The 24,995-nt window shown below is 34.7% G+C and carries 23 protein-coding genes; 13 read left to right on the top strand and 10 right to left on the bottom strand.

Annotated features, from left to right (window positions below):
• Window positions 1-6 precede the first annotated feature (6 nt).
• Entirely contained in the window at window positions 7-717 is a 711-nt protein-coding gene (pnuC, locus tag EV694_RS07810) for a nicotinamide riboside transporter PnuC (protein ID WP_132691238.1), read from the top strand.
• On the opposite strand, the gene EV694_RS07805 is transcribed toward pnuC, so the two are convergent.
• Entirely contained in the window at window positions 692-1,420 is a 729-nt protein-coding gene (locus EV694_RS07805; protein WP_132691236.1) for a tRNA1(Val) (adenine(37)-N6)-methyltransferase, read from the bottom strand. The two genes, pnuC and EV694_RS07805, sit on opposite strands and share 26 nt — an antisense overlap.
• Before the next feature lie 183 nt (window positions 1,421-1,603).
• On the opposite strand from EV694_RS07805, the gene srmB reads away from it, so the two are divergent.
• Window positions 1,604-2,920: an ATP-dependent RNA helicase SrmB gene (gene srmB / locus EV694_RS07800; protein ID WP_132691234.1), complete on the top strand. Its 1,317-nt coding sequence runs from the start codon at window positions 1,604-1,606 to the stop codon at window positions 2,918-2,920.
• A 90-nt stretch (window positions 2,921-3,010) separates the two neighbouring features.
• Here the strand turns inward: srmB and nanA are convergent, their stop codons facing one another.
• The 9 genes from nanA to EV694_RS07755 form a co-directional block, all read right to left on the bottom strand.
• Window positions 3,011-3,889 carry an N-acetylneuraminate lyase gene (gene nanA / locus EV694_RS07795; protein ID WP_132691232.1) on the bottom strand — a complete coding sequence of 293 codons (879 nt, stop codon included), beginning with the start codon at window positions 3,887-3,889 and terminating at the stop codon, window positions 3,011-3,013.
• A 58-nt stretch (window positions 3,890-3,947) separates the two neighbouring features.
• Entirely contained in the window at window positions 3,948-4,814 is an 867-nt protein-coding gene (locus EV694_RS07790; protein WP_132691230.1) for a MurR/RpiR family transcriptional regulator, read from the bottom strand.
• A gap of 16 nt (window positions 4,815-4,830) precedes the next feature.
• The gene (gene nanQ / locus EV694_RS07785; RefSeq protein WP_132691228.1) at window positions 4,831-5,304 is read right to left on the bottom strand and encodes an N-acetylneuraminate anomerase; all 474 of its coding nucleotides are present in this window, start codon (window positions 5,302-5,304) and stop codon (window positions 4,831-4,833) included.
• Window positions 5,305-5,334: 30 nt separating this feature from the next.
• Window positions 5,335-6,213, bottom strand: a complete 879-nt coding sequence (locus tag EV694_RS07780) for an N-acetylmannosamine kinase (RefSeq protein ID WP_132691226.1) — start codon at window positions 6,211-6,213, stop codon at window positions 5,335-5,337.
• A gap of 9 nt (window positions 6,214-6,222) precedes the next feature.
• On the bottom strand, window positions 6,223-6,909 hold the full coding sequence (locus EV694_RS07775) for an N-acetylmannosamine-6-phosphate 2-epimerase (RefSeq protein ID WP_132691224.1): 687 nt from the start codon (window positions 6,907-6,909) through the stop codon (window positions 6,223-6,225).
• Window positions 6,910-7,116: 207 nt separating this feature from the next.
• Window positions 7,117-7,926 carry an ATP-binding cassette domain-containing protein gene (locus EV694_RS07770; RefSeq protein ID WP_132691222.1) on the bottom strand — a complete coding sequence of 270 codons (810 nt, stop codon included), beginning with the start codon at window positions 7,924-7,926 and terminating at the stop codon, window positions 7,117-7,119.
• Window positions 7,923-9,911 carry a dipeptide/oligopeptide/nickel ABC transporter permease/ATP-binding protein gene (locus tag EV694_RS07765; RefSeq protein WP_132691220.1) on the bottom strand — a complete coding sequence of 663 codons (1,989 nt, stop codon included), beginning with the start codon at window positions 9,909-9,911 and terminating at the stop codon, window positions 7,923-7,925. The genes EV694_RS07770 and EV694_RS07765 overlap by 4 nt, the downstream gene beginning before the upstream one ends.
• Window positions 9,911-10,864 (bottom strand): ABC transporter permease, encoded by a 954-nt coding sequence (locus EV694_RS07760; RefSeq protein ID WP_132691218.1) that lies wholly within the window; start codon window positions 10,862-10,864, stop codon window positions 9,911-9,913. Before EV694_RS07760 ends, EV694_RS07765 begins: the two co-directional genes overlap by 1 nt.
• Before the next feature lie 112 nt (window positions 10,865-10,976).
• Window positions 10,977-12,524 carry an ABC transporter substrate-binding protein gene (locus EV694_RS07755; protein WP_243646008.1) on the bottom strand — a complete coding sequence of 516 codons (1,548 nt, stop codon included), beginning with the start codon at window positions 12,522-12,524 and terminating at the stop codon, window positions 10,977-10,979.
• A gap of 582 nt (window positions 12,525-13,106) precedes the next feature.
• On the opposite strand from EV694_RS07755, the gene corC reads away from it, so the two are divergent.
• The 11 genes from corC to EV694_RS07700 all read left to right on the top strand — a co-directional run bounded on the left by corC (window position 13,107) and on the right by EV694_RS07700 (window position 24,902).
• Window positions 13,107-14,015, top strand: coding sequence for a CNNM family magnesium/cobalt transport protein CorC (corC, locus tag EV694_RS07750; RefSeq protein WP_132691214.1), 909 nt, complete (start codon window positions 13,107-13,109; stop codon window positions 14,013-14,015).
• Window positions 14,015-15,556, top strand: coding sequence for an apolipoprotein N-acyltransferase (lnt, locus tag EV694_RS07745; RefSeq protein WP_243646006.1), 1,542 nt, complete (start codon window positions 14,015-14,017; stop codon window positions 15,554-15,556). The genes corC and lnt overlap by 1 nt, the downstream gene beginning before the upstream one ends.
• Window positions 15,557-15,642: 86 nt before the next feature.
• On the top strand, window positions 15,643-16,896 hold the full coding sequence (locus EV694_RS07740) for an oligosaccharide flippase family protein (RefSeq protein ID WP_207859803.1): 1,254 nt from the start codon (window positions 15,643-15,645) through the stop codon (window positions 16,894-16,896).
• Window positions 16,897-16,929: 33 nt separating this feature from the next.
• On the top strand, window positions 16,930-17,883 hold the full coding sequence (locus EV694_RS07735) for a glycosyltransferase family 2 protein (protein WP_132691210.1): 954 nt from the start codon (window positions 16,930-16,932) through the stop codon (window positions 17,881-17,883).
• A 1-nt stretch (window position 17,884) separates the two neighbouring features.
• Window positions 17,885-18,805: a glycosyltransferase family 2 protein gene (locus tag EV694_RS07730; protein ID WP_132691208.1), complete on the top strand. Its 921-nt coding sequence runs from the start codon at window positions 17,885-17,887 to the stop codon at window positions 18,803-18,805.
• Complete coding sequence (gene wbaP, locus EV694_RS07725; protein WP_132691206.1) at window positions 18,798-20,225, top strand: undecaprenyl-phosphate galactose phosphotransferase WbaP; 1,428 nt, start codon at window positions 18,798-18,800, stop codon at window positions 20,223-20,225. Before EV694_RS07730 ends, wbaP begins: the two co-directional genes overlap by 8 nt.
• 34 nt (window positions 20,226-20,259) lie before the next feature.
• Window positions 20,260-21,321, top strand: a complete 1,062-nt coding sequence (gene rfbB, locus EV694_RS07720; RefSeq protein ID WP_132691204.1) for a dTDP-glucose 4,6-dehydratase — start codon at window positions 20,260-20,262, stop codon at window positions 21,319-21,321.
• A gap of 1 nt (window position 21,322) precedes the next feature.
• Complete coding sequence (gene rfbA, locus EV694_RS07715; protein WP_132691202.1) at window positions 21,323-22,207, top strand: glucose-1-phosphate thymidylyltransferase RfbA; 885 nt, start codon at window positions 21,323-21,325, stop codon at window positions 22,205-22,207.
• On the top strand, window positions 22,200-23,075 hold the full coding sequence (gene rfbD, locus EV694_RS07710; protein WP_132691200.1) for a dTDP-4-dehydrorhamnose reductase: 876 nt from the start codon (window positions 22,200-22,202) through the stop codon (window positions 23,073-23,075). The genes rfbA and rfbD overlap by 8 nt, the downstream gene beginning before the upstream one ends.
• Before the next feature lie 15 nt (window positions 23,076-23,090).
• The gene (rfbC, locus tag EV694_RS07705; RefSeq protein ID WP_132691198.1) at window positions 23,091-23,633 is read left to right on the top strand and encodes a dTDP-4-dehydrorhamnose 3,5-epimerase; all 543 of its coding nucleotides are present in this window, start codon (window positions 23,091-23,093) and stop codon (window positions 23,631-23,633) included.
• 30 nt (window positions 23,634-23,663) lie between these two features.
• A complete protein-coding gene (locus EV694_RS07700; protein ID WP_132691196.1) occupies window positions 23,664-24,902 on the top strand; it encodes an O-antigen ligase family protein in 1,239 nt (412 codons plus the stop codon).
• Window positions 24,903-24,995: the final 93 nt, after the last annotated feature.

The raw sequence follows: 24,995 nt of genomic DNA, 5'->3' as shown, positions 1-24,995 counted from the left end.
TAAACTATGACATTAACTCACTATTTACAACTTGCACGTAAAGAATTTTTAGGTGGCTGGAAGCCTTGGGAAGTGGCTTGGATTGTGATTTTTGTTGGTGCCCAAATTTGGGCTTATGCTCAAGAGCCTGATTCTATTTTGGCGATGATTTCTGGTATTGCAGGTTTGCTTTGTGTCATTTTTGTGAGTAAAGGGAAGATCAGTAATTATTTCTTTGGGCTTATTTTTGCTTATACTTATTTTTATGTTGCTTGGGGAGCAAATTATATTGGCGAGATGAATTCCACTCTCTATGTTTATATTCCTGCACAATTTATTGGCTATTTTTTATGGAAAGCCAATATGCAAAATGATAGTAAAGGCAATGAAACCGTTATTGTTAAAGCCTTAGATTGGAAAGGCTGGATAATTTTATTAACCTGTATTGCTGTTGGATCTTTCTTTTTTATTGAGGCAGTGAAAATGGCTGGAGGAAGTTCTGCTAGCCTTGATGGCACAACCACCATTATTACCTTTGCTGCACAATTATTGATGATTTTACGTTATCGTGAACAATGGCTTTTATGGATTAGCTTAAATATTCTTTCTATTATTTTATGGGCAGAAACACCCGCAATGTACATTATGTTCGCGGGTTATTTAGTCAATTCTATTTATGGTTATTATAATTGGCTAAAATTATCTCAGCCTTCTAAAACTTCAGATAAAAGTCTTTAGTTAATTGTTTAAATTCATCGGTATATTGATTATTTTTATCATAAATAATAAGCCTCTCTTGGTTTAATGGCGAGGCTTGTTGAGCAAAGCTCAGCAACATTCGATGAGGGATTTTCCCTATTTTTGTTATAATCTCACATTGCTCAATGCAATAAAGGGCGGTCTGTTTTGCTTGTGTTTTGAGCTGGATTGCGGCATGAAAGGGAAGCACAAAACAAATTTTACCCTGTGGACTCAAACAAGATTGTGCCATTGTCAACCAAGCGAAATGGCTTTGCTGTTGATAACGAGCAAGCCCACGCGTCGGCGATGAACAAGCAATCCCTTGTTCAAAATAGGGAGGATTTGCCACAATAAGATCAAATTGGCATAAGGATTGCTGAGTAGTGGTAAATTGTGCAATGGATTGTTCAATAATATGGATATTTTTTTGCCAAGGACAAGCATTAACATTGGCTTTTGCTTGTTGTGCTGCGTTAGGATCTAATTCAATGCCTATTATTTTTGCTTGAGGATAACGTTGTGCCAACATAATTGCCACTAATCCTGAGCCTGTTCCTAAATCTAAAATACGAGGGTATTTCTCTTTTGTCGCCCAAGTGCCTAATTTAGCCCAAGCGCCTAAGAGAATACCGTCTGTACCGACTTTCATCGCACATTGATCGTGTTTAATAAAAAATTGTTTAAAACGAAAACCTGTCATGAATGTTTTATTCTTTTAGCAATAGCCGTTTCCTTTAAAATAATATGTGTTAGCTCGCTTCGCCATACGCTTGGTACTGTCTTCCGCATTGTCTTCTTTTAAATTGAAACGACTATAAGATTTTAATTTATATTGCTATCCGCTATAATTCTTGCCAATTTTAAAAATGCAATGAGATATGCCATGATATTACCACAATTTGCGGATTTTGACTTTTCAAATGAGTTACTAAACGCCTTACAAGATAAAGGCTATGAACGTCCCACCACAATTCAACTGGAAGCCATTCCTCCAGCGATGGAAGGCAAAGATGTTTTAGGCTCAGCACCAACAGGCACAGGAAAAACGCTTGCATTCTTATTACCTGCTATTCAACATTTATTAGATTATCCTCGCCGTAAACCTGGTGCTCCAAGGGTCTTAATCTTAACCCCTACACGAGAATTAGCAATGCAAGTTGCAGAACAAGCGGAAATGGTGGCTAAATATAGTAAATTAAGTATCGCTACCATTACGGGCGGCGTGGCTTATCAAAATCATGGCGAAGTCTTTAATAAGAACCAAGATCTCGTTGTCGCCACACCAGGACGGTTGTTGCAATATATTCAAGAAGAAAATTTTGATTGCCGAGCGGTGGAAATCTTAATTTTTGATGAAGCGGATCGTATGCTACAAATGGGCTTTGGGCAAGATGCCGAAAAAATTGCTATGGAAACTCGCTGGCGTAAACAAACCCTATTATTTTCAGCAACCTTAGAAGGCGAGTTATTGGTAGATTTTGCCCAACGTTTATTACAAGATCCTATACAAGTTGATGCAGAGCCTAGCCGACGTGAACGCAAGAAAATTCAACAATGGTTTTACCATGCAGATAATGTAGAACACAAGATTAAATTGCTCGCACGTTTTGTCCAACAAGAACAAGTGAGCAAAGGCATTGTGTTTGTGCGGCGACGTGAAGAAGTGCGGCAATTATCAGAAACATTGCGTAAACGAGGAATTCGCAGTACTTATTTAGAAGGAGATATGGCACAATATCAACGTAATCAAGCTATTGATAAGCTAAAAACGGGAACTGTAACCTTATTGGTCGCCACTGATGTTGCCGCACGAGGTATTGATATTGAAGATATTAGTCATGTGATTAATTTTGACTTACCTTATAGTGCTGATACCTATTTACATCGCATTGGACGTACGGCTCGAGCGGGCAAAAAAGGTGTCGCCATTTGTTTAGTTGAGGCTCATGATTATAAATTATTAGGGAAAATTAAACGCTATACCCAAGAATTATTAAAGGCAAGAATTATTGAAGGGCTTGAACCTCGCACTAAAGCCCCCAAAAACGGTGAAGTAAAATCAATAAGCAAAAAACAAAAAGCCAGATTAAAACAAAAACGAGAACAGCTTAAAAAAGAACAAAATAAGAAAAAAGTGAAAGTTCGCCATAAAGACAGTAAGAATATTGGTAAGCGGCGTAAGGCGAGTTCAGTAGAATAATATAGTTATTTTAACATTGTATTATTTTAAGTGAACGACTAAACATCGCCTAGTTTTCTAGGCGATGTTTATTATAAAGTGCGGTGCTTTTTATAAAAATTTTTGTTTTAATTGTTTTGCGGTTTCTATTTGTGCTTCAGTGGCTTTAGCGGTCATTGGTTCGCGGCAATAGCCTGCGTCAACGCCTTGTAATTTTAAGATCTCTTTAATGGTGAGATATAAACCGTTGGCTAAAATGCCTTCAATTAAATCATTAGTGGTATGTTGTACTGCCAATGCTTCTTCTAGTTTACCTGCACGAGTTAAATCAAAGATTTGGCGAGCACGCAAGCCATTCACATTAAAGGTGCTACCAATAGCGCCATCAACGCCTAAAGCCACAGCAGGTAACATCATTTCATCAAAACCTGCCCAAATTAGATGATTTGGATAAGCCTTTTTCAAGCGCTCTAATAAATAGAAATCGCCTGCGGTAAATTTAACCCCCAAGACTTTTGGATTTTGATAAAGTTCGCCAAATTGTTCAATCCCCATATTTACGCCCGTTAAGAAGGGAATTGAATAAATAATCATATTATTGCCAGTTTCTGCAATGATGGTTTCGTAGTAATGCTTAATTTCAGCAAAATTAAATTTGTAATAGAAAGGCGTTACCGCAGACAAGCTATCATAACCAAGCTCGGTTGCATATTTTCCTAATTCTACCGCTTCTTTGAGATTGACACTGCCCACTTGTGCAATTAATGCCACTTGATCTTTGGCTTCATCTTTCGCAATGCGGAAAATTTGTTTTTTCTCTTCGGTAGAAAGCATAAAGTTTTCGCCTGTGCTTCCCCCTACATATAATCCATCAACTTTCATTTTATCAATATTATGACGGATAATTTGGCGTAATCCTGCTTCATTAATTGAGCCATCTTGATTAAATGACACTAATAATGCACTGAAGATGCCTTTTAAATTTTTCATTATATTTTCTCCTTAATAGGTTGTTTGATTGAGTAACCTTATGGGTTAAAGCATAAGGTTATTTAATACGTTGTTCTAAAATAACGTTCACTGTTTTTTGTTTCGTTTTCGTTGCCGTTTCTTCCTCGGCTTGCACAATGAGGGTATAAATCAGATCAAGTACAAAAAGTTGAGCAATTTTTGTACCAATAGAGTCGCCTTGTAATTGACCTTGGCGATTGCCATTAATCAATACATAATCAGCCACTTGAGTAATCGGTGAACGTAAATTATGGGTAATTGCCACAGTTAAAGCCCCATTCTTTTGAGCAATTTTTAAGGCTTGTGTGGTTTCTTTTGAGGCACCTGAATGGCTAATGCCCAGTACCACATCGCCTTTTTTCATTAATGCCGCTTGCATATACATAAAATGATTATTGGTGACGGCATCAACCTGTAAACCAATCCGCATAAATTTATTTTTAGCATCTTCGGCGGTAATCCCTGATGAACCTACACCAAAAAGAAAAATTCGGTTTGCTTTGCGTAAAATATAGACGACTTTTTCTAGCTCTTTGAAATCCAATAAATTAATGGTTTCATCAATGACTTTTTTCATTGTGGTTTGCAGTTTTATGGCGATATTTTCAGCCGTATCTTCGGCAGAAATTTCGGTTTCCAGTAAAGAGTGTTCTTGTTTGTCTTTGGTGGCAAGCTCAATGGCAAGTTCTAATTTGAAATCGGTAAAGCCTTTAAAGCCGAGTGTGCGACAAAAACGGATAAATGTGGCTTCTCCCACATCAAGTTGTTGGGCAATTTCGGACAAAGAACATTGATTCAATAATTGTGGCGATAATAAAATGGTTTCTGCAATGCGTTTTTCAGTTTTTGTTAAACTGTTATGCAATGCACCGATTGTATCAAGAATCTTGCCATTGGTGGACATAATCATCTCCTTAGATTTATAGATGTTGAATAGGCACTTTAACCACTAATTTTTTAATTGCAAAACTTTGTTCTCCAACATTACAACAAGGTTTATGTGCCTCAAAAGGCAAATAAACAACAAATTGGTTGGGTTGTAAGGTTAGGCTGTTCGCTTGCTCAATATAATGGGTTAAGCTAAGTTGATAATCATCTTGTTCATTATAAGGGGTATAATCCTCTTCTTTCGGCATAGCAAGGCTATATTGCATCGTTTCTTGCCCGCTAATAAGAAGTTGAATATCAATATATTTGCGATGAAATTCTGCTTTGCGTTGTTGTGGTGCTTCCGTTTGCAAACTTTGTACATTCATATAGATGTCTTCAGTTAATTCGTGTCGCCCATCGCTAAGTTGTGCTAAATCCATTTGTTGTAATTGTTCACAAATTTCTACGATAATACGCGGTAAACCACGTTTAAAATCATCTCGATTTAAATCACCAATAAACATAATTTTTCCTTAATGAATGTCAAATAAGATTTACGCTGTAATATGCTGTTTAACCCAATAAGCCGCCCCAATTAAACCAGCATCGCCAGCATAATGTGCTAAATCAATGGCACAATGGTAAAAATCAGGTAGCTGTTTGAGATATTGTTCTACGAGGGGTAAATATCCCTCCGCTAATCCCACACTGCCGCCAAGTACCACTTTTTGAATATCTAAGCTAATTTTTAAATCCGCAATTAAATTAGCGATAGCTTGGGCTGAACGCTGTACAAGTGCGGTCGCTTTTGGATCATTTTTTCTGAATAATTCAAAAACTTGTTTAGGTGTACAAGGGGTTTCCCAAAGGCTAGCTTCCGCTTCAATGGCACGTCCTGCGGCAATGGCTTCAATGCAACCACGCCGTCCACAACCACACATCGGGCCGTTAGGATCAGCGAGGGTATGCCCAATATGTCCAGCCAGCCCCGAAGGTTGAGTAAGTAATTCGCCTTGTAAAATAATTCCCCCACCGACACCTGTGGAAACAGTGATAAAAACAAAATTCTGAATATGTTCAGGATCTTGCTGGCTATATTCGGCACAAGCAGCGGCTTGTACATCGTTTAATAGCCCAATAGGTTTATCCGTATATTGTGCAATACTTTGTTTTAATGGAAATTCTGCTAGCCCACCGAGATTTTTGGGGTTTAATGCGGTAAGGATACCTTGGTTAATAATGCCCGTAGAAGCAACGGCGACATAATCAAACTGTCCTTGATAATCTGCGATGAGTTGTCCTAGGGCTTGGTGCATTCCCTTGGCGGCATTGTCTTGTGGCGTGGCAATTTGCTGACGTTGCTCAAGCTGTCCGTTTATCACTAATGCCGAAGCAATTTTGGTGCCACCAATATCTAATGCTAAACAACGCATATTTTCTCCTTATTTTGCCGATTTCACCGCTTGAGCAAACCAACTCACAATATGTTCTAAGCGGGTTAAGGCTGAACCTACAGTCACCGCATTGGCACCAATTTCAATGGCAATTTTGGCTAGCTCAGGGCTGTTATAACGTCCTTCAGCCATTACCCAACAACCTGCCTGTTTAAGATCTTTGACTAATTGATAATCAGGCTCTGTTGGAATAGCCCCTCCTGTATAGCCAGACATAGTACTACCAATAATATCAACGCCTAGGCTTTGACAATATTTCCCTTCTTCTAAGGTAGAACAATCTGCCATGGCTAAGCAGCCTAATTCTTTGATGCGTTTCACTGTATCTTCAATACTGACAGGGCGTATACGATTTGTGCCGTCAAAGGCAATAATATCTGCCCCTGCTTTCGCTAAATCTTCAACATCTTGTAAGAAAGGCGTAATACGAATAGGGCTATCGGATAAATCACGTTTTACTAAGCCGATAATAGGAACATTAATAACAGGACGTGTGGCTTTTAAATTCTCTACCCCCTCAATACGAATACCACCAGCTCCACCAATGACCGATGCTTGCGCCATGGCGGCAACGATATGAGGGTGATCCATAGGACCATCGTCCACAGGCTGGCAAGAGGCAATCAGCTGTTTATTTAACTTTGCCAAGATAGATTCATAAGATAATTTTGACATTTTAACTCCAATAATCTTTTATTAAAATGAAGATTAATTTCACTTTGCTAAGCATAATCTGTTATTGTAAAAAGACAAGCGAAATTACATTATTTTTGAGCATTTTCATTATTTTGTTATGCCCTGCTCAATAACCCTTAAAGTGCGGTCAGTTTTTAGATGATTTCCTTACAGGGCAAAGGTAAGGAAATCAATATAGTGACTAAATTAAAGTAATGACGGTGCTGCCCCCAAAAGTTTTTTGGTATAGTCAATATTTGGATTATCAAAAATTTCTTGGGTCGTACCTTGTTCCATAATTTGCCCTGCAAACATTACCACAATACGATCTGATACTTGGCGAACAGTCTGAATATCATGGGAAATAAACACCATAGCAAGGTTTAATTCTTTCTTTAAATCCGCTAATAAATTTAATACTTGGGCACGCACAGAAACATCTAAGGCAGAAGTTGGCTCGTCTGCCACGATTAATTTAGGGTTCAAGGCTAATGCCCGAGCAATAGCGACCCGTTGCTTTTGTCCCCCTGATAGACGGGTAGGTTCAACCAATGCCGCAGAACGAGGCAAACCAACACGAGAGAGCAGTTCATAAACCCGTTTTTCTCGTTCGTGAGGTTTGAGGACGTTGTGAATATCTAGGGGATCACGCAAAATATCCAACACTCGCATACGTGGATTAAGTGCGGTGGCGGGATCTTGGAAAATAACGGAAACTTGACGACCAAATTGACGGCGAGCTTCCGCACTACCATATTGCATTTCTAAGCCATTAAATTTCACTACGCCACTGGTAGGTTTTTGTAAACCGATAATCACATTGGCAAGGGTGGATTTTCCACAACCTGACTCGCCCACTAAACCAATGGTTTCCCCTGCTCGAATACCTAAACTGATATTATTGACCGCTGTAAATTTTTTCCGTCCGAATAATGATCCATCGCGTGAAGGAAATTGCACAACAATATTTTCTAAATCAATAATATTTTGTTGTTTTAATACTTTAATACTACTCATGCAGATTCTCCTTGAGTGGCTGGTTGAGCGTTGTTATCCGTTAAATGCGATGCCCATAAATGTTGCGGATCGCCCTCTACAGGGGTAAGCACTAAGCGTTGATTTGGATCCGCATTTGGACGTAATGAACGGCTTGCGAAGCGATCTCCCTTGGCAAAATCATAAGGGGAAGGCACACTGCCTGGGATTTGGTATAAACGCTCCGCTTGTGCTTCCGTAGAAAGTACAGAGCCTAATAAACCACGAGTATATTCGTGCGTTGGTTGAGAAAGTAATGACGAAGTCGGTGCGGTTTCTACCACTTGTCCTGCATACATTACGGTAATATGGTGGGCAATTTGTGCCACTAACGCTAAATCGTGGCTCACAAATACCATGGCAAAGCCGAGTTTATCACGCAATTCATTGAGTAATTTTACTACTTCCGCTTGAACAGTAACATCTAATGCGGTTGTTGGCTCATCAGCAATTAATAATTTTGGTTCACGAGTTAATGCCATGGCAATAACAACACGTTGACGTTGTCCACCTGATAATTCGTGAGGATAACGCATTAATACTTTTTCAGGATCTAAATGTACCCATTTCAATAAGGTTTCAGCCGTATGTTTGCTACCACGCTTAATTAATTGGTTCATTTGATCTTTAATCCGCATTGATGGATTTAATGCACTTAAGGCATCTTGGTAAATCATAGAAATTTCATTACCACGCAATTTATTCAATTCATTGGAATTTAATAAATTATGTTGTGTTCCACTGCGGTCAGTAAATAAAATTTCCCCAGTGATTTTTGCTGTTTTCGGTAATAATCCCATTATGGAGAAAGCCGTAATAGATTTACCACAACCCGATTCTCCCACTAGCCCCATGGTTTCGCCTTCATGGACAGTAAAACTGATATTATCTACTAACGGCGTTTCACCATAACGATTTGGGAAACGGATAGAAAGGTTTTTGACCTGTAAGATCGGTTTGGCATTTGGATTAATTTGCATACGATCCGTACGGCTTTGTTCTTTTTGGTGTAATTTTAGTAAATAACGTTTAAGGGCTAAACTTTCTGCTAAGGCTTCTTGTACATCGGTACTTAAACGTTCTTCTGGTTTACTGGTTGATTTTTTGCTGCCTTTTAATTTTGGATTAACTAACGCATCGGTTAAGCCTTCCGCCAAAATATTTAACGATAATACCGTTAATAAAATCATTAATCCTGCAAAGGTTGTTGCCCACCATGCACCATTGAGAACAATATTACGTCCTTCCGATAAAATATTCCCCCATGATGGGTAAGGAGGTTGAACGCCAGCGCCTAAGAAAGAGAGAGAAGCCTCAAAAACAATAGCATCCGCCACCATAACGGTAGCAAAAACTAACACAGGTGCGGCTGTATTGCGGACAACGTGTTTTAATAAAATATAGGTTCTACTTCCTCCGATCACACGTTCAGCTCGCACATAATCTTCGTCCCATTGGGACACCACATTAGCACGCACCACACGAGCTAATTGTGGCGTATAAACAATGGCGATAGTAAGAATAATAATAGGTACTGAGTTACCAAAAGTTGCCAGTAATACTGCTGCTAATGCGATACCTGGGAATGCCATTAAAATGTCCATAAGACGCATAATAATTTCATTACCCCATTTATCTGCGGTAGCGGCGGTTGCCCCTAAAATACTACCGAAAATAATGGCACAGCCTACAGCCCCTAAACCGATAAATAATGAGGTTCTTGCTCCATAGACAATACGAGAAAAAATATCACGCCCTAAACGGTCTGTACCAAATAAAAATTCTTCACTTGGCGGACGCATACGGGCAATAGAGGAAAGCGGATCATAACTGGCAATAAGCGGCGCAAAGATTGCCACTAAAGCCACGAATAATAGAAAAATCAAAGAGATTTTTGATGCCCCAGAAAGCGCTTGGAATCTTGCACCGCCTGCGGCTAAACGTTTTGCTAAACCTTGTCGAAACATTATAGACTCCGAATTTTAGGATTAATTAATAAATACAAAATATCAACAATAATGTTGACGACTACAAAGGTAAAGGCAATCGTCAGCACCACACCCTGTACTAAATTTAAATCGTGATTAACAATACCGTTAAAGATCAATTTCCCCATTCCCGGTAAATCAAAAATTTGCTCAATAACGACCGCACCACCTAATAAATAACCGACACGCAAACCAAGAACGGTAACAGGGGTAATAAGGGCATTGCGTAAAACATTATGGCGAATTACGGTGGAGTAAGGCACCCCATTACCAATGGCGGTACGCACATAATCTTTATCCATTTCTTCTACCATAGTGGTACGCACCACACGAATTAATGAAGCACAAACAGGAACAGCTAAGGCGAGAGAAGGTAAAATCATCGATTGAATATAACCACTGACACTTTCACTTAAAGGAATATATCCACCAGAAGGTAACCAATTTAGCTCAAGGGAGAACCATTGAATTAATAAGATCCCTAACCAAAATGATGGCGTTGCAACCGCAGCCACAGAAATAAGACGAATGACTTGATCTACCCAACGATCACGGTAAAGTGCGGCAAGAACGCCAAGAGAAAAAGAAACAATCGCCGCAAAAATTACCCCAATAAAGGTCAGTTGCAACGTAATCGGGAACGCCTTGGCAATCATTGCGCTAATAGGTAGCTCTGGTGGCATAGTCATACCAAAATCAAGGACAAAAAGGTTACCTAAAAAGCGAAAATATTGCACCAATAAGGGATCATTTAATCCACGACTTTCTCGATATAATTCTTTCGCCGCTTCGCTGGCACTTTCGCCAAGGGCGACAGTGGCAGGATCGCCGGGGGTAAATTGTAAAACGACAAAAACAAGTGCAGTTACCCCAATAATCATAACGGGTAAAGCCATTAAACGGCGTAACAGCAAACGAAGGATAATATCCATTCTTTTCTCCTATAAACCTCTTAGAAATCTTGCTGAACTCAATGTGTGATGAAATCAAACAATGATTTTTTTATTGATAAAGGGCGTTTAATACGCCCTTTATGATTAATAATTATTTACGACCAACCCCAAGGAAAGAAACCCCTGTTGTCGGTAATGGTTGATAGTTCTCCAATGCACTGCTATCCCAAGCAGATGGTAATTTACGATGCACAATCGGATAAAGTGGCACATATTCGGCAATAATGTTAATGGCTTCAGACCAAGATTTTCTTGCCTCATTGTGATCTTTGGCTTTCGCCGCCTCATCAAGCAATGCCTGTACTTTGGCAAATTCTGGTGTATTTGCCCAACGGAAACGGCGTTTTGGCCATACATCACCGCGATACCACCAACTTAATAAGAGATCTAAGTCATTACCAAAGACAGAAGGATCGCCTGGGGCAATCGCCACTTCATAAGTACCTGGATCAACATGGTTATTATATAAAGCACCTGATTGAAGATGTTGTAAGGTTACTTTTACGCCCGGGATCTTATTCCATGCTTCAAGAATTAATGGCGCACTTTCTTTCACCCAGTCGTGGTCAGTGGCTAATACTTGGAAATGTAATTGCGTTACGCCCGCCTCTTTGAGTAAGGCTTCCGCTTTTTTCACATCATAAGGATATTGTGAGGTAGCTTTAACGTAGTCAGGGTGAGTGGTTTGCACATAAGAACTTGCCGCTTCAGCATTACCATCAAAAACAATATCAATTAATTTATCGGTATCTATACCAAAGTGTAAGGCTTGACGCACTTTAGGATTATTAAATGGTGCTTTTTCACAGTTGAACATTAAGAAAAGTAACCCGAAAGATTGCACGGATTCTACGGTTTGTTTTCTATTTTTCAAACGGGCAATATCAATATATGGCACAGACTCCATCGCTTGAGTACGTTTAGATTCTTGTGCCGTAACACGAGCTGCCGCATCAGATAATAATAACCAAGACATTTTTTCCACTTGCGCAGGATATTGTCCGTTATAGGCTTCATAAGCCTCAAAGACGATTTTGTCATCTTTTACGGCAGAAACAAATTTAAATGGCCCAGAACCCACTGGATTTGCATCAAATTGAGATTGTCCTTTTTCCACAATATGTTTCGGCACAATTTTCACAATGGTTAAACGTTGGGTAAATAACGCAAATGGATATTTAAGTTTAAATTCTACTGTTTTTTCATCTAATGCACTCACTTTAGCAATAAATGGAATAAACATAGCAAACAGTGATTTTTTCTCTGGATCTAAAACTCGCTCAAAAGAATACACCACATCTTCAGTGGTAACTGGCGAGCCATCGTGGAAAGTTGCCCCATCACGCAAGACAATACGCCAAGTTAAATCATCAACTTGTTCTGGCTCTTTAGCAGCAAGTGCGAGGTAAGGCTTGCGTGTAGCGGGGTGGAGATCAACTAAACCTTCAAAAATATGTAAATTTGCCGCATAAGAAGAGGCACCACTGGCAGTCAATGGATCAAAGCCTGTAGAAAGAGGATAAGCAATACCTGCTTCAATGGTTTTTCCTTTTATACTTGCTGCAAGGGCGTTAGGGGTAAATGTTCCCAAACTACCACTAAATGCAAGACCTGCGCCTACGCCCGCAACAATTTTCATAAAGTGACGGCGAGATTTGTTTTGTAGATGGTTAATATCTTGTGAAAAGAGATTTTTAGTCATATTTAACTCCTAATTAACAGAGGTGAATAACTGCTTTTCAGTGGTATAACGCATTCCAGTTGAATTTTTACAGTTTTTAAGAATATAGCCATTTTCCTTTAAAATAATAGGGCGTTGCTATGCTATGCCTTGGCTTATTTTAAATTGAAATGACTATAAACATTTGGCTCATCATTTATTTAAAAATGAAGTAAAACTACAAAATTTAAATAAAAAATGATTTATTGTTATCATAGCGATGAGGGGATAACGATGTCAATTAAAGTTAAATGGAATAATTCAGATTTGTGATCTCCATCACAGATAGGGAAAACCTCTCACAACAATGGCTTTTCAAAAAATAATTCAATTTTCTACCGCACTTTTAAGGACAAGATCAATCAACTTCCGCTCATTTTAAAGCGGGAGGATAATATAAGCCTTATTTAACACCTTTACCTCGAGAAAAGCTAGATCTGTTATAAAAAATATGATAGCTTGCGAGGTTGTTAATTGGAGTGAAAAATAAATAGTAAATTTATGCATAACGAAGAACAAAATACGAGTACAAACCAAACAGAAACCCCGAGTAAAAAAAGTTTTTTTCAAACCCTCTTTAGCCGTTTTTTCCAAGGCGAATTAAAGGATCGAAAAGATCTGGTGGAAGTTATTCGAGATTCGGAACAAAATGAATTAATCGATCAAAATACCAGAGAAATGATCGAGGGCGTGATTGAGATTGCTGAATTGCGTGTACGAGATATTATGATCCCTCGTTCACAAATTGTTTTTATTAAATCTGATCAAGATCTTGATGCTTGCCTTGACATCATTATTGATTCAGCACATTCACGTTTCCCTGTTGTCAGTGATGAACGAGATAATGTCGAGGGACTTTTACTTGCTAAAGATTTATTGAAATTTTTACGTTCTAATGCCGAAGAATTTAACCTAAAAAGCCTCTTACGCCCTGCGGTGATTGTGCCAGAAAGTAAACGTGTTGATCGTATGTTAAAGGATTTTCGTGCTGAACGTTTCCATATGGCAATCGTGGTTGACGAATTTGGCGGAATATCAGGTGTGGTTACCATTGAAGATATTTTAGAACAAATTGTTGGCGATATTGAAGATGAATTTGATGAAGAAGATATTGCGGATATTCGTCAATTATCACGACACACCTATGCCGTACGAGCCTTAACAGATATTGAAGACTTTAATCAACAATTTGCCAGCCATTTTGCCGATGAAGAAGTGGATACCATTGGAGGATTGGTAATGCAAGCCTTTGGCTACTTACCTGTCAAAGGCGAAGAAATCACCCTAGAAAATATGAATTTTAAAGTCACTTCAGCGGATAGCCGCCGTATTATTCAATTACGTGTTACCGTTTCCGATCAACAATTAGCCGAAATGGATAAATTAAAAGAAACCATGAGCGAAGAATAATGAAAAATATTTTTTATTATTTAACCGCACTTTTAACAGGTGCCGTAGGCGTTTTAGCCTTTTCTCCCTTTGATCTATGGGGATTTGCTTATATTTCCTTAATTGGCTTACTTTTTGTGGCAAAAATTCCGCAAAAAAAGACCGCCCTTTGGGCTACATTTTGTTGGGGTATCAGTTTTTTTAGCTTAGGGGTAAACTGGTTACATGTAAGTATCCACCAATTTGGCGGAGCGCCACTGATTATCAGCTATTTACTCGTCATTGTTCTCTCGGCATATCTTGCACTTTACCCCGTCTTATTTACCTACCTTATCCGACGTTTTAACATTGAAAAATTAGCAATGTTTCCAGTGATATGGACGTTCACCGAATTTCTACGAGGCTGGGTATTAACAGGTTTTCCTTGGTTACAATTTGGTTATAGTCAAATAGACAGCCCTTTTTCGGGGCTTGCCCCCCTTTTTGGCGTAACAGGACTAACCTTTTTTACCATGTGGGCAAGTGCCGTACTTCTTAGTCTTATTCTTGCACTTTTTAAATCCCCACGTTCATTGCACCTAATCATCAGCCATAGTCTTATGCTGGTTATCGTGGCAGGGCTCAGTTATCTTGCAGGGCAAAAAATCTATACGCAACCTCAACATGAGCGTTCGCTAACCATTACCCTAGCACAAGGTAATATTGAACAAAACCTAAAATGGGATCCAAAACATTTACAAAATACATTGGATATCTATTGGCAACAAATTTATCAGCATTTAGGCAAATCTGATGTTATTATCCTACCAGAATCGGCATTTCCCATTACAGAGAACCATATTACCCCATTACTGATGGAGTTACAGCATACCGCACAAGCGAAAGGCACAGAAATCATTATCGGCACCGTTTACGCCGATGAAAATATCGGAAAACTCTTTAATTCAATGATTGTATTGGCAAATTCACAACAACCTTATCAGCTTGATAACAATCCAAATCGTTACAACAAACATCATTTAGTGCCTTTTGGCGAATATGTTCCACTGGAACAATTATTACGCCCCTTAGGCAGTATTTTTAATTTACCGATGTCAGCTTTTCAAGCAGGCGACAAATTACAATCGCCATTAACCAGTAAAGGATATTACTTTACCCCAGCGATTTGTTACGAAATTATTTTAGGCGAACAAGTCAGAAATAATTTGAAAAAAAATACCGATTTTATTCTCACTATTTCAAATGACGCTTGGTTTGGCAACTCTATCGGACCTTGGCAACATCTACAAATGGCAAGAATGCGCGCCTTAGAATTAGGAAAACCCGTTATCCGAGCAACCAATACAGGCATTACCGCATTTATTAACGCACAAGGCAACATCATCGCCCAAGCCCCACAATTTGAACAAACAACCCTAACCCATAAACTTTCCCCAGTAACAGGCACAACACCTTATGCTTTATTTGGTAATAGGCCGTTGTATATCCTTTCGTTGCTGTTGTTGGTGAATTGGGGAGTAGGGAGATTAGTAAGAATAAAATTAAGAAAATTTAATTGCTAATTTTAAATTACATTAAATACAAAATAACAAAGAATTTTTATATCTTAATCACTCTTTATAATTAGAATATAACAAATAAATTTAATATGAAAATATATGGAAAAATAAATATAAATAATAGAGTACTTTTATCTAACTTTTTTTCACTATTTAGCTTACAAATATTTAGCTACATATTGCCGTTTATTACTTTTCCTTATTTAGTTAGGGTTCTAAATATAGAGTACTTTGGTTTAATTATATTTTCTCAAGCTTTAATGACATTTTTTTTATTAATGATTGATTATGGTTTTGATTTATCTGCTACTAGAGATATAGCTATTAATAGAGATAATAAAAATAAAATAACAGAAATTTTTAGTAGTGTAATTTTAATAAAAATATATTTAATTATTTTTTCTTTTATAATATTAAATATTATTATTTTCTGTTTTGATAAATTTACTAATTATAAGAGCTTATACTATTTTTCATTCTTATGGGTTATAGGGATGGGAATGTTTCCAACCTGGTATTTTCAGGGAATGGAAAAAATGAAATATATCACAATAATCAATATTATATCTAGATTAATTTTTAGTATATTAATATTTATTCTAGTTAAACAAGAAGATGATTATATTTTAGTACCTATTCTGAATAGTATGGGAACTTTACTTGGAACTACTATTTCTTTCTACATAATAAAAAATATATTTAATCAAGGTTTTAAACTAATAAATAGAAGGATATTGCTATTATACTTAAAAAACAATTTTCAATATTTCTTGTCTAGAATATCTGTAACCTTATTCACATCTATTAATGTTTTTTTTCTTGGTCTGTTTTATAACTCTATTATTGTTGGTTATTATGCAATGGCAGAAAAATTATATCAAGCAATACAGCTATTATATTCACCTATATCTCAAGCATTATATCCTTATATATCAAAATATAAAAATAAAAATATAATAAAGAAATTAATTTATATATTAGTACCAATTAATATAATAGCGGTGAGCATTATTTATAGTTTAGATATATATATATTTAAAATTCTATTCTCTAATAAATTCTCTGAACAAAGTGTTCATGTATTTCATATATTATTGATTGCAAATATAATAGCATTACCATCAGCTCTTATTGGCTATCCATTTCTAGGCGCATTAGGTTTCTATAATAGTGTTAATAAAGGTATCATTTATGCTTCTATGATACATTTCTTAAGCTTACTAATTTTACTAGCATTTAATTCCATTACAATTTATAATATAGCAATAACAGTAATCATTACTGAATCTATTATTTTTATTTTCAGGTGTATTACTATCTATAATAAGAATTTATGGAAATAATATTTTAAACTTTTACATATTAAACTGGTATATATGACTATGAATATCGCAATATTGTTGGCTACCTATAATGGAAAAAATTTCTTAAAAGATCAACTGTATTCAATAATAAATAATATTTATAAATTAGATCCTATTTACAAAGTAACTATTATTATTTCTGATGACTCATCTAACGATAATACTCTAAATCTTATTGATAAGTTCCAAAAAGACTACCCAATTTTACTTTTAGATAATAGTAAAAAAGGGTCTGCTCTTAATAATTTCTCATATTTAATAAAGAATATAGATCCTATTTATGATTTTATCTTTTTTAGTGATCAAGATGATTTTTGGTTACCAAATAAAATGTTAGAATTTTTACAGTTATTTGAGAAAATAGACAATGACATTCCCACATTAATACATTCAGATCTTTCTGTAGTTAATGATAAACTTTTTTTAATATCAAGCTCAATGTTTAAATTTCAAAAATTAAACAAATATCCAACTTTTAGTAACCTTATTGTTCAGAATTCTATTACCGGTTGTGTTACAGCTATTAATAAACAGTTATTAATGTTAGCTAGAAATAGTAATATAGAGAAATCTATTATGCATGATTGGTATTTAGGGTTAATAGCATCATCATTAGGAAAAATATATTTTATTGATGTTCCTACAATATTATATAGACAGCATAGCCAAAACGAAGTGGGAGCTAAAAAATATAATATTAAACAGATTATTAAAAAATTAATAAACATAAAGAAAAATTACAACAATGCTATAATATCTCAAAATAAAGTTATTGAACAGGCAAATTTATTCTTAAATGATTTTAATTCAAAAATAAATGAATCAGAAAAAGAGAACTTAAAAAAATATACCACTTTCTACAAAATATCTTTTATAAATAGAATAAAATTAATTTTTAAAGGATATAGAAAATTTGGATTTTTTAGGAATTTAGTTTATATACCTTTATTTATTATTAGACGATAAAATGTTAAAAATATCTGTTATTATTCCAACTTATAATGCAGAAAAGTGTTTATCTACACTTTTAAATACATTAATAAGCCAGACAAATAGATATGATGAACTAATAATAATCGATTCATCATCAAAAGATAATACTGTTAATATAGCAAAAAATTATACTGATAAAATTATTATTATTCCAACCAATGAATTTGATCATGGTGGCACTAGAGCAAAAGCTGCTGAAATAGCTACTGGGGATATTTTAATATTTTTTACTCAAGATGCGTTGCCTTATGACAATTATTGCGTGGAAGAAATATTATCAGTATTTAAAGATGAAAATATTGTTGCAGCATATGGACGACAAATTCCCTATGAAAATACCAATTTATTTGGAAAACACCTAAGATACTTTAATTATCCAGAAGAAAGTTTATACCGTAATAAATCTGATATTACAAAATATGGGATAAAAACTGCGCAATTATCAAATTCTTTTTGTGCATATCGGAAAGATAAATTAATTGAACAAGGAAATTTTAGCAATAATCTTATTTTAGGAGAAGATGTTTATATTGGAACCAAATTTATTTTAGCAGGTTATACATTGGCTTATACTGCAAATGCTAAAGTGTATCATTCACATAGCTACTCTATTTTAGAAGATTTTAAACGCTATTTTGACATTGGTGTTTTCCATAAAAATGAAAACTGGATTATTCAAAATTTAGCTAAAGCTGAGGGAGAGGGTGTGAAATATATTCGTTCAGAATTATCTTTTTTACTAAAAAATAAAGCATATTACCTTATACCTGAATGGTTTATCCGTAATAGTATGAAGCTTATTGGGTATAAATTAGGTATGAATTACGAGTATTTACCTAAATGGATTATAAAAAAATGTAGTATGCATAATAAATGGTGGAATACTAATGAATAAACAGAATATATCTAAGATCTTACTTATTTTTTCAGATTTTTTCCTGATATTTATTTCTTTTATTTTATCTATAAATATAATAAATTATTTTATAGGAGAAATAACAAGTTATTTGCCAAATAATCAAATAGATGATAGAGTTTTAATTCATTTTTCATTAAGTTGTTTAACTGTTATTTATTTTTGGATAAAACTTAGACATTATACTTATCGAAAACCTCTTTGGTATGAACTAAAGGAAATTATTTTTACTTTAATTATTTTTTCTATAATAGAATTGTCTATTATAGCTTTTTCTAAATCCTATTTTTCTCGCTATTTATGGGGAATAACTTGGATTTGTGCAGTTATTCTTGTACCTTTCGGGCGAATTTTTGTTAAGTATCTATTGATAAAGTTAGGTTGGTATATAAAAGAAACTATAATTATTGGTAATGGAAAAAATGCGTTAGATGCTTATAATGCCATTACAAGTGAGCCTTACTTAGGGCTTAATATTAAATATTTTATTACATCTAACAATGATGAGCATAAACATATAAGCCATTTAAATATTCCAATTATTGAGGGAAAGGATAATCAAATTTGGAATCTTATTAGTCAAGAGAAAGATTTTCAATTTATCCTCGCATTGGAAAATAATGAAAATGATAGCCTAGATTTTTGGCTAAGAGAATTAGCAAGAAAGAATTGTCGCTCAGTATCTGTTATTCCAACATTAAGGGGATTACCACTCTATAGTACGGATATGACTTTTATTTTTAGCTATGAGGTAATGTTACTGAGAATTAATAATAACCTTGCGAAATTATCCTCTCGCATTTTAAAAAGAACAATGGATATTATTGGCTCTATAACGATTATTACTTTATTATCTCCTTTGTTATTAATGATTTATTTTATAATCAAAAAGGACGGTGGAAATGCCATTTATGGGCATACTAGAATAGGGCGCAATGGAAAAGCATTTAGCTGTTTAAAATTTAGATCTATGGTAGTAAATTCTAAAGAGGTATTAGAACATTTATTAGCAACAGATCCTATTGCTAAAGCAGAGTGGGAGAAAGATTTTAAATTAAAAAATGATCCAAGAATCACCCCCATAGGACATTTTTTGAGAAAAACAAGTTTAGATGAATTACCACAATTATTTAACGTGTTAAAGGGAGAAATGAGTTTAGTTGGACCAAGACCTATTGTGAAAGAAGAATTAGAGCGTTACCAACAAGATATAGATTACTATTTTATGGCAAAGCCAGGAATGACGGGATTATGGCAAGTAAGTGGCCGTAATGATGTTGATTATGAAATGAGAGTTTACTTTGATGCTTGGTATGTAAAAAATTGGTCTTTATGGAATGACATAGCCATTTTATTTAAAACCATAGAAATTGTTTTAAAAAGAAAAGGTGCTTATTAGTAATTATTTTTGTTTATAAAGAAAGGATAAATATATGAAAATTCTTATTACAGGTGGCGCAGGCTTTATTGGATCTGCACTAATTCGTTATATTATTGAGCATACTCAAGACTCAGTAATTAATGTTGATAAATTAACTTATGCTGGAAATCTACAATCTTTAGCTAATATTGAAAATAGTTCACGTTACTCTTTTGAGAAAATAGATATTTGTGATAAAGCAAAATTAATAGAAGTATTTCAAAAGCATAAACCTGATGCCATTATGCACTTAGCTGCGGAAAGTCATGTAGATCGTTCTATTGATGGACCAAAGGCATTTATTGAAACCAATATTATCGGCACTTATACTTTATTAGAGGTTGCAAGAAATTATTGGAATTCATTATCAGAACAAAACAAGTTAGCCTTTCGTTTTCATCATATTTCTACTGACGAGGTATATGGCGACTTAGCTGGTACTAACAATTTATTTACAGAAAAAACGGCTTATTCTCCAAGTAGCCCTTATTCTGCTTCAAAAGCCTCAAGCGATCATTTAGTAAGAGCTTGGCATAGAACTTATGGATTACCAACCATTGTTACTAATTGTTCCAATAATTATGGACCTTATCATTTTCCTGAAAAATTAATTCCATTAATGATTTTAAATGCTTTAGCTGGTAAATCCTTGCCTGTTTATGGTAATGGACAACAAATTCGTGATTGGTTATTTGTAGAAGATCATGCCAGAGCCTTATACCAAGTCGTAACTAAAGGAAAAATTGGAGAAACTTATAATATTGGTGGACATAATGAAAAAACTAATATCGAAGTTGTCACTACAATTTGCCAATTATTAGATGAGTTAATTCCTAATAAACCTAATAATATAACCTCATATTCTGAGTTAATTACTTATGTGCCAGATAGACCAGGTCATGATTTACGTTATGCCATAGATGCAAGTAAAATTGAAAAAGAATTAGGCTGGAAACCACAAGAAACCTTTGAAAGCGGTATTCGAAAAACTGTGCAATGGTATTTAAATAATGAAAAATGGTGGAAATCTGTATTAGATGGTTCTTATAATCTAGAAAGATTAGGAGTGAAATAGTATGAGGGGAATTATTTTAGCTGGAGGATCAGGAACCCGACTTTATCCAATAACTCATGGTGTATCAAAACAGTTGTTACCTGTTTATAATAAGCCCATGATTTATTATCCATTATCTGTTTTAATGCTTGCAGGTATTCGTGATGTTCTAATTATTACTACCCCTGAAGATAATAGTAGTTTCCAGCGTTTATTAGGAAACGGAAACCATTTTGGTATAAAGATTAATTATGCGATCCAACCTAGCCCAGATGGTTTAGCTCAAGCATTCTTAATTGGTGAAAAATTTATTGGTAAGGATAATGTTTGCCTTGTTTTAGGAGATAATATTTTTTACGGACAACATTTTAGCCAATCTTTAAAGGATGCTGTAGAAAATGCTAATAACGGAAAAGCGACAATATTCGGTTATCAAGTAAAAGATCCTGAACGTTTTGGTGTTGTGGAATTTGATAGCAATAATCAAGCAGTGTCTATTGAAGAAAAACCTTTAAACCCAAAATCAGATTGGGCTGTGACAGGTTTATATTTTTACGACAATAGAGTTATTGAATTCGCAAAACAAGTGCAACCATCTGAACGTGGTGAATTAGAAATAACAAGCATAAATGAAATGTATTTAAAAGATGCTACCTTACAAGTGCAATTACTTGGAAGGGGTTTTGCCTGGTTAGATACGGGAACTCATGAAAGTTTACACGAAGCGGCATCATTTGTTAGAACAATCGAAAATATACAAAATCTTCAAGTTGCTTGTTTAGAAGAAATTGCTTGGAGAAATTCTTGGTTAACTGATGAGGAGTTAATCCGCATAGCTAATTCAATGTCAAAAAATTCTTATGGGCAATACCTATTATCTTTAGTAAAAAGGAAAAATAATGACTAAATTTCTAATTACTGGTGCAAATGGACAAGTAGGTTCCGCAATTATACGACAATTACAAGGAAAACATAAATATTTAGCCTTAGATAAAGCTAAATTAGATATAACTAACAAACAAGCCGTTATAGAAATAGTAAATCAATTTCAACCAGACATTATTATTAATGCTGCAGCTTACACAGCTGTAGATCGTGCTGAACAAGAAAAAGAAATTGCCGAAGCGATCAATGTTAAAGGGGCAAGATATCTTGCTCAAGCCGCAAATAAAAATAATGCTATTATGTTACATATTTCTACTGATTACGTATTTGATGGAAGCTCATCAATACCATACAAAGAAGAAAATATAACTAATCCTCAAAATATTTATGGTCAAACAAAATTAAATGGGGAGATCGCTGTTTTAGAAGAATGCCCTCGATCTATTATTTTAAGAACATCTTGGGTTTTTGGTGAACAAGGGAATAATTTTGTTAAAACTATATTACGTTTATCTAAAGAGCGAGATCGATTATCTATTGTGAATGATCAAATTGGTGGTCCAACCTACGCCGGCGATATAGCAAACGCCTTAATAAAAATGTCACTATTTATTACTCATAATTACTTCAAAGATTTTGGCCTTTATCATTTTACTGGTTATCCGTATGTTAGCTGGTTTGAATTTGCCAATATTATTTTAGAACAAGCAAATATTGATAATATACTCCCAAATTTACCAGAAATATTTCCTATAACAACAATGGATTATCCAACTCCTGCTAAACGGCCTTCATATTCTTGTTTAGATCTAAATAAAATTCATAAAGTTTTTAATATCTCTCCTAGTGATTGGCAAGAGGCATTAAAAAATATTAAACATTACATATAAAGGGAAATTATATCAATGAAAATTATAGACACGACCATCCCCGATGTAAAAATCCTAGAACCTAAAGTATTCGGTGATGAAAGAGGTTTCTTTATGGAAACTTTCCGAGATGAGTGGTTTAAAACTCAGGTTGCTAATAGGAATTTTGTGCAAGAAAATCATTCAAAATCCATAAAAGGTGTATTAAGAGGATTACATTATCAAACTAAAAACACACAAGGTAAATTAGTTAGAGTAATTTCTGGCGAAGTTTTTGACGTTGCCGTAGATTTACGTCGTAGTTCTTCTACTTTTGGACAATGGGTTGGAGAAATATTATCTGAAGAAAATAAACGCCAATTATGGGTGCCTGAGGGATTTGCTCATGGCTTTTATGTATTAAGTGATGAAGCGGAGTTTGTATACAAATGTACAGATTATTATAATCCCACAGCCGAACATTCTTTGCTTTGGAATGATACAACAATCGGAATTGATTGGCCATTAATAAATAAGCCGAGTTTATCAAATAAAGATACTAATGGAAAATTATTTAAAGAAGCCGTATTTTTTGATTAATTTAAATATTATCTTATCTAAGGTATAACTATGTTAAAGAAATATAACCTAACCCACTTTACAACAATTTTAGTTTCATTCTTTTTTCTCGCTGTATTATTATTTGCTAAAGGTTATAACTACTCTCCTTTTATTCTATCAATAATCAGTGTTATTTATTTAATTCATTTTCTGATTAAGAAAAATAAGATTCAAGTCCCTAAGCTAGATAAACTTATCATTTATAGTTATATTTTCTATTTTCTTACTTTTCTACCCTCTGTTATCATACATAGTGATAAAGCTAAAGTTTTAGATAATCCAGCTAAAATATTATTATTCTTACCTTTATTATTATTGTTCAAAAAATTCCCAATAAAAACTCATATTATTTTACATACTATACCTTTTGGCGCTTTTATTGCTGGTTTAGTTGCAATTTATCAACGGTTTATTTTACATAAAGAACAAGCATTTTATACCCATATGCATATTCAAGGTGGCGATATCGCAATGTCGGTGGCTATGTTTTCCATTATTGCTACTTTGTATTTTGCAATCAAAAAACAATATAAATTAACCGCACTTTATACTTTCTTTTCACTCATGGGAATTTTAGCTGGCTTTTTATCTACAGCTCGAGGTGCTTGGATTGGTTTACCTTTTATTTTATTATTTATTTTCTTTGTTTATCGTCAATATTTGCCTAAAAAAACAATTATGGGATTTATAGCAATTATCGCTATAATTATTGGTGGCGCAAGTTTAGTGCCTAATACTTCAATTAGTCATCGTTTTCATCAAGCTACCCATGAAATTATCGCTTATTTTGATAAAGGAAATGGCTCAACCTCTGTTGGTGCACGTTTTGATATGTGGAAAAGTGCATTATTACAAGCTCAACAAAAGCCTATTCTAGGTTGGGGCTTACAAGGTGTTATGGAAAATCGATTGGAATTAGGAAAACAAGGCATTATTAGTGAATATGCCTCTCAATTTAGCCATGCTCATAATCAATATTTAGATGACCTTTCTAAAAGAGGGATTATTGGATTAATCGCATTATTAGCCGTTTTACTTATCCCTTTTAGCATTTTTATCAAATCAATAAATAAAGAAAATTTAGAACAAACAACAATCGCCTTGTTAGGTTGTGTACATATTATTTCCGTTGCTTTTTATTTTATTAGCCAAGGTTTCTTAGTGCATAATTCTGGTACAGTATTTTATTTCTTCTTAATTATTGTATTTTATGCAATGCTACAACAGAAATTAAAAAACTTATCTTAATTAGAGGCTTATTTGAATATATAAATTAATGAAGGAGCCAAATTTATTGGCTCCATATAAAACAAGGCAATATAGGGAATAGAGTACAAATAG

Origin of the sequence: Volucribacter psittacicida (assembly GCF_004339025.1) — a bacterium.
GTDB lineage: Bacteria > Pseudomonadota > Gammaproteobacteria > Enterobacterales > Pasteurellaceae > Volucribacter > Volucribacter psittacicida.
This window is presented reverse-complemented; position numbering and strand designations above follow the sequence as displayed.